The organism is Mucilaginibacter sp. A3364 (assembly GCF_059690715.1).
In genome coordinates, this window is the sequence record NZ_JCAWED010000001.1 from 194,714 (window position 1) to 208,640 (window position 13,927).

Annotated in this window: 12 protein-coding genes; 8 read left to right on the top strand and 4 right to left on the bottom strand. The window is 45.3% G+C overall.

The features are described 5' to 3' along the window. The first annotated feature begins 7 nt into the window (after positions 1-7). The 4 genes from AC59JT_RS00790 to AC59JT_RS00805 are packed head-to-tail and all read left to right on the top strand — an operon-like array spanning position 8 to position 3,232. Positions 8-1,348 (top strand): hemolysin family protein, encoded by a 1,341-nt coding sequence (locus tag AC59JT_RS00790; protein ID WP_497395137.1) that lies wholly within the window; start codon positions 8-10, stop codon positions 1,346-1,348. Between the two features lie 12 nt (positions 1,349-1,360). Beyond that, entirely contained in the window at positions 1,361-2,068 is a 708-nt protein-coding gene (locus tag AC59JT_RS00795) for a 16S rRNA (uracil(1498)-N(3))-methyltransferase (protein ID WP_497395139.1), read from the top strand. After that, positions 2,065-2,727 carry a DUF4159 domain-containing protein gene (locus tag AC59JT_RS00800; RefSeq protein WP_497395141.1) on the top strand — a complete coding sequence of 221 codons (663 nt, stop codon included), beginning with the start codon at positions 2,065-2,067 and terminating at the stop codon, positions 2,725-2,727. The genes AC59JT_RS00795 and AC59JT_RS00800 overlap by 4 nt, the downstream gene beginning before the upstream one ends. A 4-nt stretch (positions 2,728-2,731) precedes the next feature. Continuing rightward, on the top strand, positions 2,732-3,232 hold the full coding sequence (locus AC59JT_RS00805; RefSeq protein ID WP_497395143.1) for an acyl-CoA carboxylase biotin carboxyl carrier protein subunit: 501 nt from the start codon (positions 2,732-2,734) through the stop codon (positions 3,230-3,232). A 78-nt stretch (positions 3,233-3,310) separates the two neighbouring features. Here the strand turns inward: AC59JT_RS00805 and AC59JT_RS00810 are convergent, their stop codons facing one another. Next, positions 3,311-4,945, bottom strand: coding sequence for an SUMF1/EgtB/PvdO family nonheme iron enzyme (locus AC59JT_RS00810; RefSeq protein ID WP_497395145.1), 1,635 nt, complete (start codon positions 4,943-4,945; stop codon positions 3,311-3,313). 225 nt (positions 4,946-5,170) lie between these two features. Between AC59JT_RS00810 and porV the strand changes: the two genes are divergently transcribed. Beyond that, on the top strand, positions 5,171-6,334 hold the full coding sequence (gene porV, locus AC59JT_RS00815) for a type IX secretion system outer membrane channel protein PorV (protein ID WP_497395147.1): 1,164 nt from the start codon (positions 5,171-5,173) through the stop codon (positions 6,332-6,334). A gap of 7 nt (positions 6,335-6,341) precedes the next feature. After that, positions 6,342-6,824, top strand: a complete 483-nt coding sequence (gene ispF / locus AC59JT_RS00820) for a 2-C-methyl-D-erythritol 2,4-cyclodiphosphate synthase (RefSeq protein ID WP_497395149.1) — start codon at positions 6,342-6,344, stop codon at positions 6,822-6,824. 196 nt (positions 6,825-7,020) lie between these two features. Here ispF and AC59JT_RS00825 read toward each other — a convergent pair whose 3' ends face one another. Both AC59JT_RS00825 and AC59JT_RS00830 read right to left on the bottom strand, forming a co-directional pair. Further along, a complete protein-coding gene (locus AC59JT_RS00825) occupies positions 7,021-10,392 on the bottom strand; it encodes a trifunctional glycoside hydrolase family 18/polysaccharide deacetylase/glycosyltransferase family 2 protein (RefSeq protein WP_497395152.1) in 3,372 nt (1,123 codons plus the stop codon). A 58-nt stretch (positions 10,393-10,450) separates the two neighbouring features. Then, on the bottom strand, positions 10,451-10,606 hold the full coding sequence (locus tag AC59JT_RS00830; protein WP_497395154.1) for a FeoB-associated Cys-rich membrane protein: 156 nt from the start codon (positions 10,604-10,606) through the stop codon (positions 10,451-10,453). Between the two features lie 96 nt (positions 10,607-10,702). On the opposite strand from AC59JT_RS00830, the gene AC59JT_RS00835 reads away from it, so the two are divergent. Beyond that, the gene (locus AC59JT_RS00835; protein ID WP_497395156.1) at positions 10,703-11,356 is read left to right on the top strand and encodes a hypothetical protein; all 654 of its coding nucleotides are present in this window, start codon (positions 10,703-10,705) and stop codon (positions 11,354-11,356) included. Positions 11,357-11,383: 27 nt separating this feature from the next. On the opposite strand, the gene AC59JT_RS00840 is transcribed toward AC59JT_RS00835, so the two are convergent. Further along, positions 11,384-11,869 carry a hypothetical protein gene (locus AC59JT_RS00840; protein ID WP_497395158.1) on the bottom strand — a complete coding sequence of 162 codons (486 nt, stop codon included), beginning with the start codon at positions 11,867-11,869 and terminating at the stop codon, positions 11,384-11,386. 189 nt (positions 11,870-12,058) lie between these two features. Here AC59JT_RS00840 and typA point away from each other — a divergent pair, with 189 nt between their 5' ends. After that, the gene (gene typA / locus AC59JT_RS00845; RefSeq protein ID WP_497395161.1) at positions 12,059-13,867 is read left to right on the top strand and encodes a translational GTPase TypA; all 1,809 of its coding nucleotides are present in this window, start codon (positions 12,059-12,061) and stop codon (positions 13,865-13,867) included. Positions 13,868-13,927: the final 60 nt, after the last annotated feature.

Genomic DNA, 13,927 nt, shown 5'->3' on the forward strand with positions numbered 1-13,927 from the left:
ATAATTAATGGGCCCCGAACAGATACAAATTAGCGGTTTACAGATATTCGCCACCATATTTTTGGTGTTGCTAAATGGTTTCTTCGTTGCCGCCGAATTTGCCATGGTGCGGGTTCGCGGTTCGCAAATAGAACTTAAAGCCAAATCAGGTAGCCAAACGGCGAAAATTGCACGTGGTATAATGCATAACCTTGATGGTTACCTGGCCGCTACGCAGTTAGGTATAACATTGGCCTCGCTTGGTTTAGGTTGGGCCGGCGAATCGGTAGCTACAGCCATTATGCTTAAGCTATTTGCATCGTTGGGTATAAACATTACAGCTGTTTGGGCAATAAATACCAGCCATGTTGTAGCTTTCTTATTCATCACCGTTTTGCATATCGTTTTCGGGGAACTGGCGCCAAAATCTATCGCCATACAAAAATCGGCATCAACCGTAATGGCTGTGTCGGTACCTATGCGGATATTCTTCCTGGTTTGCCGCCCGTTTATTTGGGCACTTAATGGTTTTGCTAATTTTATACTGCGCCTTTTCGGCGTGGTATCGGTACACGGCGAGTCACACCATAGCTCCGAAGAACTTCAATACCTGTTGGAGCAAGGCCGCGAGACGGGCGCCATTGACTCGAGCGAGCATGATCTGATACAGAATGTGTTTGAGTTTAATGAGCGTGTAGTGAAAAATATCATGGTACCCCGTACCAAAATATCGGGCGTTGAGATATCCACCAGCAAAGAGGACCTGTTGGAGATATTGATAACGGAAGGTTATTCGCGCTTGCCGGTATATGACGAGGTGATTGATAAGATAGTTGGTGTGGTACATGCCAAGGATATTTTGCCTTTGTTGGCGCGTGGTGAAGAGATCGTTTTAAAAGATATTATCCGTAAACCATACTTCATCCCCGAAACCAAAAAGATTAATGACCTGATGGCCGAACTGCAGCAAAAGCGCATACAGATTGCTATTGTGAGCGACGAGTTTGGGGGCACTGCCGGTATGGTTACCCTGGAAGATATTGTGGAAGAATTGGTAGGCGAGATACAGGACGAATACGACGAGGAAAAACCCATTGTTGAAGTAGTAAACGACCGCGAGTTTGTGGTTAACGCCCTGGCACCAATTTACGATGTAAACGAACACTTACCGCATGACCTGCCCGAGGACGGCGATTTTGACACCGTATCCGGCTGGGTGAGCGATCTTTTTGGTAAGATACCTGATGTAGGCGAGCAGTTGGAATCAAACGGTTATAACATTACCGTATTGAAAAAATCCGACCAAAACATTGAATCGGTTAAACTGGAATTGCTGATAAATGACGAAGATGCTGTAGATGTGCACTAAATATGCCTGCCCATGCATTTGTTTTACACGCCCGATCTTAACCCAACACACCCTCAGTACTTTTTAAACGAAGAGGAAAGCAAGCATTGCATACGCGTATTACGTTTAAACGTTGACGATGAGGTGCAACTAATAGACGGCAAGGGGGGCTTTTATACCGCGAAGATCACTGATGCGCATCCCAAGCGTACCATATTACAGATAACCAACGTACAAACAGGATACAGCAAGCGCAATCATTACCTGCACATCGCGATAGCGCCCACAAAAAATATAGAACGGCTGGAGTGGTTTTTAGAGAAGGCTACCGAGATTGGGATAGATGAGATATCATTGATCATTTGCCAACGATCGGAGCGGAAAGAAGCCAAGGTGGAGCGCCTGAATAAGATCATTACCGCCGCCATAAAGCAATCGCTTAAAGCTTACCACCCGGTACTGAATGAACCTATAGCACTTAATAAATTTTTATCACAGCATTTTGACGGGCAAAAGTTTATTGCCCATTGCGAGGATGGCGATAAGTTAAACCTATCGGCCGGTTTGCAAAAGCAGGGCCGTTATGTAATATTAATAGGACCGGAGGGTGATTTCTCGCCTGCCGAGATAGATAGCGCTTTGCATAATGGTTATAAAGCCATAACTTTAGGTGAAAGTAGATTGCGCACCGAAACAGCTGCCCTGGAAGCCTGTTTTGAGGCCAATTTTTTAAACCGATGACGAGAAAAGCTTTTTATACAGTTGCTGGCATGATACTGCTGCTATTAAGCAGTTTTAGCGCGCCTACTTATAAAATGGCCAAGCTTAAGTACAACGGCGGCGGCGACTGGTACGGCGACCGCACAGCCCTGCCAAATCTTATCAAATTTTGTAACCAGAATCTTAAAACCAACTTCGAGCTGGAAGAAGATATTGTTGAACCCGGCAGCGCTACTTTGTTTAATTACCCATTTGTTTTTATGACCGGCCACGGCAACGTGATATTTTCTGACCAGGAAGCTAAGAACCTTCGGAAATATTTAGTAGGCGGAGGCTTTCTGCACATTGACGATAACTACGGATTTGATAAATATATCCGTCCGCAGATGAAGCGTGTTTTCCCCGAGCTGGAGTTTGTGGAGTTGCCGGTTAATTACCCTATCTATCGCCAAAAATATAACTTCCCGACAGGACTACCTAAGATACATGAGCACGATGGCAAACGCCCGCAGGGTTTTGGCTTGATATATAAAGGCCGCCTGGTGTGTTTTTACACCTATGAGTGCGATCTAGGCAACGGGTGGGAAGATCTGGGTACCTACGTTGGCGATAGCCAGGAAGCCCGCTTAAAAGCCCTGAGGATGGGTGCTAATTTGGTTCAATACGCTTTAACACAATAATGATATGTATCAGCTTAAAGTAAACGGTAAATATGATTACAGTGTTGAGCATGACGGCGACAAACTGCTGATCAACGACGCTGTAGCCAATGCTGATATAAGGCAGGTAAGCGCCGATGTTTGGCATATAATTGACAGGCTGCATTCTTACAACGCAGAGGTGGTAAGCTTTAATGCCGCAGCCAAAACCGCCGTTATCAAGATCAACAATAATACCTACACCATAAGCGCCAAAGACCGCTTTGACCTGCTGCTGGATAAGATGGGCCTGAGCAACCTTAATACCGCTAAAATAAGCGAACTGAAGGCCCCTATGCCCGGCCTCGTATTAAAGATATTAACCGAAGAGGGAGCAACAGTAGCTAAAGGCGATAACCTGTTTATACTGGAAGCTATGAAAATGGAAAACATTATTAAGGCCCCGGCAGACGCAGTAGTAAAACAAATAAAAGTAAAGCCCGGCGATAAAGTTGAAAAAGGGCAAATACTGCTACACGTTGATTAAACCTGAAAACCGAAATTAAACGACATAAAAAAAGAGGCTACAATTTGCAGCCTCTTTTTTTATGTATATCTAAACAGCTTATTTAGCTTTAAAGCCTTTTGCTTTTTTTACACTGAAGTGTGGCTTGCCGGCCGGATTGATCTCAGGCGCACCCACAAGATCCATCGCGCAGCGGAAGCCGATCTCAGCACTCGCGTCATCCTGGTTCATAAAGCGGCGGGTAGCCGGGTTTAACCAGTAAGCCAAGTCATTCCATGAACCACCTTTGTATACTTTAGAGTGGTCGCTCACCAGGGTAGTAACACCATATAAAGCAGCATTCACCGTATCGCGGAAACCACGTTGGTCGGCATTATAAGGTTTGCCTGCCAATGGATCTTTAACAGCACCCGGTACAGTTTGCGCACCCGGAGCAGCAGCAACTGATGATGCGTTATTAGCTGCCTGACCTTGCGAAGCCAATAGCTCGGCGTAGGTCATTTTCTTTTGAGCTTTTGCAGCCACTTTAATAGGGCGGCCATATTTATCTTTAGCTAACAAACCTTTTGACGGGTCGGCCAGGCTTTTATCTGCATATTCGTTACCACGGAAGGGATTGAAATCTTCAGCGTCCTCAAAAGTCATTTGGCGATAAGTATCACCGGTCCATTCGTTCACGTTACCGGCCATGTTATACAAGCCAAAATCGTTTGGCTGGTATGATCTTACCGGGGCGGTGATAATAGCTTTATCATTCAGGTATCCACCAACACCGGCATTATCACCCGATCCACGTTTAAAGTTAGCCAGTATCAAACCACGGGTAGCTTTTTTAGCCGAACGAACACCTAAGCCGTTCCATGGATATACTTTACCGTCGTTAACGTTTTCAAACTGGGTATTACCGGTTAACGCTACCGAAGCGTATTCCCATTCGGCTTCGCTTGGTAAACGGTAAGAAGGTTTTAAAATACCATCCTCAACACGTACGGCACGCACAGCTGTTTTTGCGCCAGCAGTTGGTTTGCCGTTCAGGTCTTTTGGCATTTTTTTGCCATCGATACCTGTGCCTCTGTATTGGTTATTTAAATAAATATCGGTGTTGAATGGTGTTTTTTGTGCGTTAGCAGCCGCATTGGCAGCTGTACCCGGTGCCGCCTTGGCAGCACGAGGGTTAATGATAATACCGCGTTGTTGTAAGATATACTCGTTACTGCGGTCGGTACGCCATTTACAATATTCCTGCGCCTGATCCCAGGTTACACCCACAACCGGGTAATCCTGGAAAGCCGGGTGACGTAAATAATTATCTACGTAAGGTTCGTTGTAAGATAAAGGTCTGCGCCATACCAGGGTATCAGGTAAAGCGTTGTAATATAACTCACGATCTTCCGGGAAGGTCATGGCTGTCCAGTGCAGGTAATCTAACCAATCCTGGTTTGATACCTCAGTTTCATCCATATAAAAAGCAGGAATAGTTACCCTTCTACGTATATTATTATACTCATAAGTAACATCCTGGTCTGCGCTGCCGCCTAACACAAAGGTACCGCCTTCAATAGCCACCAAGCCCGGGCCCGGCGACGGATGCGTTTGCCTGAACTTATCGTAGCCAAACTTTCTGTCGTTATAAGGTATACCGGTCTTTTCAGATTGCTGCTTTGACTTACATCCCGTCATCACTGATCCGGCCCCCAAAAGCACTAGCGCAACCCTGGTAAAAAGTATTTTCATATTTTTACGAAATATTATATAGCGGTAAATTTAAATAATTTTAAATAAAATACTAATCAAAAATAAGGCTGCCAAAACAAATGCAACCCTTATTTGGCTTTTTAACGTAAACATAATACTTTGTGTTGCGTTTACAGGCTAAAAAAACTTTTATTACGTTATAAGCCAAAACCATATAATAGCCTATATTTAGGCTCTGGAAAAAAATATAAAACTCAACTCATAATGAAGTTTTTATCTGTTAAACAGGCATTTTTATATCCGATACTGATGATGCCGGCTATGGTACTGGCACAAACCGGTACCAATGGTGCGGGCGCTAATTCTATACCTACAGCCGTTCCGTTTTTAAACATTACGCCTGATTCGCGTTCGGGGGCTTTGGGTGATGCGGGCGTTGCACTTTCGCCAGATGTTAACGCCAATTTCTGGAACCCGTCTAAACTGGCATTTATCGAGAGTGATAATGCCGCTTCCATATCTTACAGCCCATGGTTACGCCATTTGGTGCCTGATGTAAGCTTATCTTATTTAAGCCTGGCTCATAAGCTGGATGAGCGTAATACCATCGGTTTTTCGCTACGTTATTTTAACCTGGGTTCTATCCAGCTAATTGATGCCAACCAGAATGACCAGGGTACATACCGCCCGAGCGAATATTCAGTGGACTTCTCGTTGGCGCGGAAATTTGGCGATAACTTTTCGCTTGGTTTAACAGCTCGTTACATACATTCAGATCTTTCGAACGCGTCATTTGCCAGCGGTACTAATCAGCAGAATAAAGCGGGTAACGCGGCTGCTGCAGATGTTTCGATGTTCTATAAAAAAGAGACCCAGCAGTTTGGCATGGATGCGATATTTGCCTTTGGCGCCAATATATCAAACATTGGCACTAAGGTAACTTATGCTACCGGTGGTACCAGCTACTTTTTGCCAACCAACCTTAAACTGGGCGTGGCCAATACCTGGAACATTGACGACTATAACCAGATAACCGCCACCCTTGATGTTAACAAACTCCTGGTACCAACCCCTCCGCTACGCGACGCCAATGGCATAATCATAAGCGGCAAGGACGAGAACGTTTCGGTGCCTGCCGGGATATTTGGCTCGTTCAGCGATGCGCCAGGTGGGTTTAATGAGGAGTTGAGGGAGTTTACCTTATCGCCGGGAATTGAATACTGGTACGACCAGCAATTTGCCCTGCGTGCCGGCTATTTTTATGAGAACCCCGACAAGGGCGGCCGCCATTACCTTACTATGGGTGTGGGCCTGAAGTACGATATTTTTAAATTCGATTTTTCATACCTGGCGGCCAGCCAGCAGAATAGTCCCCTGGCTAATACCTTGCGTTTTTCGCTGTCGGCTAATTTCGGGGCTACTAAGTAATAAATTTATGGGGAAGATAAGAGTGGGCTTTGGCTTTGATGTACATCAGCTAAGGGAGCAGCATCCGTTTGTTTTGGGGGGAGTGAAGTTAGAACACCACGCGGGGGCCTTTGGTCACTCGGATGCAGATGTGATGCTGCATGCTATTTGTGATGCCCTTTTGGGGGCCGCTAACCTGCGCGATATCGGCTTCCATTTTTCAAATACCGACGACCGCTGGAAAGGCATCAGCAGCTTGAAACTGTTACAGCACGTAATGGTTTTGCTACGCGAAAAAGGATGGGAGATAGGCAACATCGACGCCATGGTTTGCCTTGAGGCGCCCAAGATCAATCCGCATATACCGGCCATGAAAACTTACATTGCCGAGGCCGCCGGCATCAGCAAGGACGATATCTCCATCAAAGCTACCACTAACGAAAAACTCGGCTTTATAGGCCGCGAGGAAGGCGTGGTTGCTTATGCCGTTTGCCTGATAGAGCGCGCGTAGGCAAGTGTAGCGCCGTATGCGTAGCACGCTACAGTGCTACACCTGGTGTAGCGGGCTACAGCACTCATTTTCAAATATATAAATTTTTTGGTGGCGGTGTTTTGTCAGTAGGTATGCTACACCCTTTTTTAGTGGATTTCTTTAGCGGATTGCAAATCCGGTGCTCGGAAGTCCCGGATTGAAAATCCCCGAAATACTACTTCACCATCTCTTCCTTCACATTCCCGGTCCTTTTCAAAACTCCCCAACCGCTATGCTCACCTTTCATAGCGCGGCGGATGGCTTTGAACAGGATGTAATACATCAGCTGGCGCCAGATGAAACGTTGCGGGATGATGTAGATAAGCTTTTTGTAGTCTTCTTTTTCCATCCAGAAGGCAATGATGGCTACTATGAAATCTATCAGCACAAATACCAGGTAATAGATGAGGATGCGCTCGGGCTTGTCGCTAAACAGGCCGAGGATCATCATCAGATCCGCCAGCGGCGAAAACAGTGGCAGCACAATTTGGAAGATGAGGATATTAGGCATGCCCACCATGCCAAAGAAGCTGTATTTTTTATTAAACAACGCGCTTTTATTTTTCCAGAAGCTTTGCATTACGCCATAGCTCCAGCGGAAGCGTTGTTTTAATAATGCGCTAAGGGTTTCGGGCGCCTCGGTATAGGCAATGGCCGCGCCGCAGTTTTTGATGATATAGCCCTGGCGCAAAATACGCATGGTCAGGTCGCAGTCTTCCGCCAGTGTATCGGTAGTAAATCCGCCAGCCTTAAATACCGCCGACTTGCGGAAGGCACCTATCGCCCCCGGCACAACCGTGATGCTATTGATCAGGTCGAAGGCACGGCGATCCATGTTCTGGGCCGTAATGTATTCTATCGACTGCCATTTGGTAATGATGTTATTCTCGTTACCCACCTTAACCGTACCCGCCACGGCGCCTATTTCGTCATCGGTAAAATAGGTCATCAGGTGATATACGGCGTCGTTTTTCAACTGGGTATCGGCATCAATACACACCACATAATCATGCTGCGCGTGTGTAATGCCAAAGTTAAGGGCCGACGCTTTGCCGCCGTTAGGTTTGGTTAATACCATTACGCGCGGATTGTCGCCGTAAGCTGTGTTTACTTTGTTGTAAGTGTCATCTGTCGAACCGTCATCAACAAATATGATCTCAAACTCGTGGTAGTCCGTGTTCAGCAAACTTTCAATGGTTTTGGCGGCGGTAATTTCCTCGTTAAAAGCCGGGATGATGATACTTACCGGGTGCAGTTTTTTATTGCTTACGCGGGCGCGATATTTGGCAAAACTCTTGTTTTCGCCATACTGCCTTACGGCTAAAATACCTATCAGCAAAATACGGCCAATGGCCAAAAATATCGCCGAAAGGAACACATATAGCAACACCTGGTTAATGTAAAACAGGCTGATAACCCCCAAATCGTAAAGTGCGCCAAATACTTCGCCTTCGCCGCTTTCTTTTACCTTGGGCATCAGGTCGTCCTTAGTTTTGCCCAGCACATCGGCAATGGTGGTAAATTTATAGCCCTTTTCTTTATAAAACTTAATGATCTCGGGCAGGGCCTGCACGGTAGCTTCGCGGGTATCGCCCCCGGCATCGTGCAGTAATATCATCGATCCTTTGTTGTAGTCGCGCTTCAGGCGCTCCATTATTTTTTCTTTGGTAACGCCGGGCTCCCAATCCCAGGGGTCGATGGATTCGCCAATGCTGATATAGCTTTGTTTGCGACTTTCGGCTACGGGGATAACCTCGGCCACGGTGCTTGGCTCGGCATCGGCATTAAATGGCGGACGGAAAAGTATCGTGCTTCTGCCGGTTACCGATTCAATGATCTTCCGCGTAGCGTTCAACTCTAACACTACACGATCTAAACTAACCTGCGATATATCAGGGTGGAAGAAGGTGTGGTTGCCTATTTCATAACCTTCGTCGTGTATGCGTTTCAACAGCGGTACATTTTTCTCCACCATTGATCCTACTACGAAGAACGAAGCAGGTACATTTTCCTTTTTCAGGATATCGAGGATACGTGGCGTGTAGTTAGGGTCGGGACCGTCATCAAACGTTAACACCACTTTTTTAGGCGCGTAACCGTAACGGCGTATCACATATTTGGTAGGCAGTTTAATGTAATCCTGGTTGGTGATAACAAAATTTTGCGGATCCATTTTTACCGCTATCTTGCCTTTGGTAGGGGTGGTTATCAGGTCTAACACCTCGCCGTCGCCGGTGTAGTCAATCTTGTCGTTAAGGCCCACATTGCCTAAGCGTTCTACATCAAAACCGGTTTTCTTTAGCGAATCTATCGCCAGGTTTTTTTGGAAGAAGGTCCACAGGCGCGGATCTTCCATACCTAAGCGCCATAGGGCCACGCCGCCGGTATCCCAGTCGTCGGCCATGCGGATGATGTTGAAATTGGTGGCGGCATCGGCAAAGTAGACGGTGTGCAGTACACCGTCGTTGGCCTTTTTGTATGTGTAGTGCAGGTTGGCCGATTCGGGATCAAACAGCACCTTGCTTTTATTTTCGTGGGCGGTACTTACCATGTAAGTGTAACCCTGGGCCTTACCGCGGGCTCCTTCGGGCCAGTCAACCCCACCGGCAGCTACGGTTAAAATAACCTTTTCGCTGGGCACCTGCTCGCAAACCTTATCCAGCAGGGCCTCAACCCAGTGTTGGTGCGAAATATCGCCGGGTGGGCTGTCTTCGGTATGTTGGTCTATCGCCAGTACGAATAAATAGTCGTTATAGCGTTGCAGATGTTTCAGGTCGTAAGCCTCATCTTCGGGGATAATGTTTTGGGTAACCAGGTAACCCAGTTTGTGCAGGGCGTTGTATAGTTCTACCTGGAAGGTGATGTAATCCGGCGCGTTACGATCCGCCAGGTTATCAAGGTCGAGGTTAATGCCACGCAGCTTATATTTCTGCAATTGCTTAATAACGCTGTTGATGAACGTGGTGCGCAGTTCCTTGCTTTTGATGATGCGGTAAACATCTTTGGTATCGTACTCGCCGCTTACGTTATCAAAATTAACGTAGTTGGATATAGATACCACTACGGGCTTTTTGTATTTGTTTTTAAGGCGGATGAGGCCCGTATCCAAAATAGTTTTAATGGTATCGGCCCCCGGCTTTATAAAAAAACCTTCGGAAACCACCATGTCCAGCTTATTGATGTTTGATTCGAGCGAGTTGTAGGCCTGCGCTTCCCAGGCTTTGTAAAAGGCGGCGTTTATACGGTCTTTATTATTGGGGTGACTCAGCTGATGCTGGCGGCGGGCACGGGCCAGGGCTTCCAGTTGCTGTTTATCAACCTTGTAGTCTTTATAACGCGATGAATTGCGCATGCGTTCCTGCTCCTCGGGCGTTAGTTTTTGCGGGGCCGGATCAAGGTTGGGTAGCGTAGGGTATTGTTGTGATGAAATGGTAATAGCGGTACCAATGGCGCAGCCTATCATTACAATAAGCAATATGCGGCTTAGCCACTTAAAACGGTTCCATCTACCCGGGGTATCAGCCTGAAAAACCTGTTTTTCGCGCATTAAGGAGTATTTGTTGTGAATGTATTAGATTGAAATAGCGGGCGGTAGGCCTTATGTATTACTTTTTATCAGGTTCGATACCCGAAAAATCAACCCCACACTTGCAGTTGCCACCGCAGCTTTTTTTTGCAGACAGGTTTTTATACATCATGCGACCGATGTAAAACAGGGCAGCACCGAAAAGTATAAAAACTATAATAGTCTGGATATTCATAAAGCAAAATTAGATAATAATATTGATTATACGTTTATATGTAACGCTTGGTATGTGGGATAGGTTTTTTATTTTATTTTTATGGGGATTTGAAAAATGTCTGTGAAGTACATTTTTTACCTGAGCCTTGTTTTGATTTTTTTGGGATGCAGAGCGCGGAAAATGCCGTTTCGCGAAGGGGGCGGCATTGCTCTAGATGTGATTGATAGTAGTTTGCGAAAGGATATAACGGTATTGAAGTTTGAAAAATCCACCGGCGTTATATTTCCTGCATCGTTTGGTAAAGACGTACCAGATAATGAGGAAACAGTGAGTGCGAGTTACTTCACCCCCGACACGAACCTGATAAAATGCGTGAATAAAGAAATCAACTATCAGTATTATGCGGCCAAAAGATTGGCGTTGTTAACATCGATGGTAAGGAGTCGCAGAGAAGGGAGGCCGGATAGCGTTAAGATAAACTTAAGCGAAGAAAATATAAACTTTATAGACGAGTTTACATCAAGCAGCTACCTGAAGTGGCTAAAGAATGGCGCTTATTACGACAAGCAGTTTGTTGGTTATATATTGCCTAATGGAGAAAAGGTTATTAAAATAAAACTTTTGGATTTTAGACAAGATCCAAAAAAATTGCGAGATAGGTTTTTTTACGCCTGGATAAATGGTTGGCACGGGTGGTTTTATAGCAATACTTCCGAAATGACTTTTAACGTAAACCAGAATCTTTTAAGCACACAGGACTTCTTTTAATCTTACAACTCAACCCCAATCAGGCGGCTATTTATTGAGGTGAATAGATGCAAAAAAGTCATCTTTGATTTTGTAGAGCTTTTCGTTTTTAATAATGGCGTTTAATACATACGTCTCATCATCAAACTCAATGATGTAAAAAGCGAGCAGGCGCTTATCAACCACCATATTCACGGTAGTGGTAGGGTGGCCGTTCCATTCGCCGGGCTTAAACATGGGCGCAAAGTCCGGCGTTACATCAGGTGCACCCGGAGCCCTTTTCTCATTTTTGAAAATTTCATCAAAAGGTGTTTCATCGGGGGTGTGCCCGTCCTGCGAGCGTACGCTGAATATTAAAACTACGGTAGAATCTTTGTTGGCATACGTATACACTCCCTTTTTCTTAACAGGTGTCGACGGGAATTTTACCGATATGTCCTTATCGGCTTTAACGGTTATCCACCCGTTTTGCGCATGGGCCGAAAGGCTTAAAAATACAGTTAGCAGGGCGATAATAATTGTGCGATTTAACATCAGAAGTGATAGGTTTTGTGTTAACCAAATGTAATAAAACAGCCTTACATCTTTTATATGCTTCGCCTTTTTCCATTAAATTAACAAATGGTGACAAATTTATTTGAGCACTAAGCACTTTGTACTAGGCAATTACTTTCAAATGCGATATAATAAGCGTACCTTTGCGCCAAATTTTAAAAGCATTTCATGCAAAAAATAAGAAACATTGCGATCATCGCACACGTTGACCACGGCAAAACTACCCTGGTTGACAAAATTTTACACAGTTGCGCCATATTCAGAGACGGGCAGGAAACCGGTGAGTTGATACTGGATAATAACGACCTGGAGCGCGAGCGTGGTATTACCATCGTTTCGAAAAACGTATCGGTAAAATACAAGGATGTTAAGATCAACATCATTGATACCCCGGGTCACGCCGACTTTGGTGGTGAGGTTGAACGTGTATTAAAAATGGCCGATGGCGTATTGTTACTTTGCGATGCTTTTGAAGGTGCAATGCCTCAAACCCGTTTCGTAACGCAAAAAGCTTTGGCTTTAGGTTTGAAACCAATTGTGGTTGTAAACAAAGTTGATAAAGAGAACTGCCGCCCTGAAGAGGTTTACGAGCAGATCTTCGAATTATTTTTCAACCTTGATGCTACCGAAGATCAGCTGGATTTCCCGGTTATCTACGGTTCGTCAAAACAAGGTTGGATGAGCACCGACTACAAAAAACCGACAGAAGATATATTCCCGTTGATGGACGCTATTTTGGAAAACATTCCGCCTGCGCCAATTAACGAAGGTACTTTACAAATGCAGATCACGTCGTTAGACTATTCTTCATTCGTTGGTCGTATCGCTATCGGTCGTGTAGCCCGTGGTGTTATCAAAGAAAACATGCCGGTATCATTGGTAAAACGCGATGGTACTATCCAAAAAACACGTATTAAAGAACTATATACTTTTGAAGGCTTAGGTAAGGTTAAAGCTACCGAAGTTAGCGCCGGCGATATTTGCGCCGTTGTAGGTATTGATGGTTTTGATATTGGTGATACTATTGCTGATTTTGAGAACCCGGAGCAACTGGAGGTAATCAAAATTGACGAGCCTACCATGAACATGTTGTTCACTATCAACAACTCACCGTTCTTTGGTAAAGAAGGTAAATTTGTTACTTCACGCCACGTGCGCGATCGTTTATACAAAGAGATGGAGAAAAACCTGGCGCTTAAGGTTGTTGAAACCGATTCGCCCGATTCATACCTGGTGTATGGCCGTGGTATTCTTCACTTGTCAGTATTGATCGAGACCATGCGTCGCGAAGGTTATGAGTTGCAGGTTGGTCAGCCGCAGGTTATCGTTAAAGAGATCGACGGTATGAAATGCGAGCCTATCGAGGTTTTAACGGTTGACGTTCCGGGTGATGTTGCCGGTAAAGTTATCGAGTTGGTAACCCAACGCAAAGGCGACCTGTTGATCATGGAGCCTAAAGGCGACTTACAACACCTAGAGTTTGAGATCCCGTCACGCGGTATCATCGGTTTACGTAACAACGTGTTAACCGCTACCGGTGGCGAGGCTATCATGGCTCACCGCTTTAAAGCCTACGAGCCTTGGAAAGGTACTATCCCTGGTCGTTCAAACGGTGTGTTGGTATCAATGGATACCGGTAAAACCACTGCTTTCGCTATTGATAAATTGCAGGATCGTGGCCGTTTCTTTATTGATCCGGGTGTTGATATTTACGAAGGCCAGGTTTTGGGCGAGCACATCCGCGATAACGACCTGGTGATCAACTTAACTAAAGGCAAGCAGTTAACCAACATGCGTGCATCAGGTAGCGATACCAACGTACGTATAGCGCCTGCTATCAAATTCTCGTTAGAGGAATCAATGGAGTATATCCAGGCTGATGAGTATATTGAGGTTACACCTCAAAGCATCCGTTTGCGTAAAATATACTTAACCGAAAACGAGCGTAAGATCAACGGAAAAAAATTCCAATCGTAATACAAATTAACTGATCTATATATAAAAGGGCCCCGTTTTTGCGGGGCTCTTTTTGTTTGG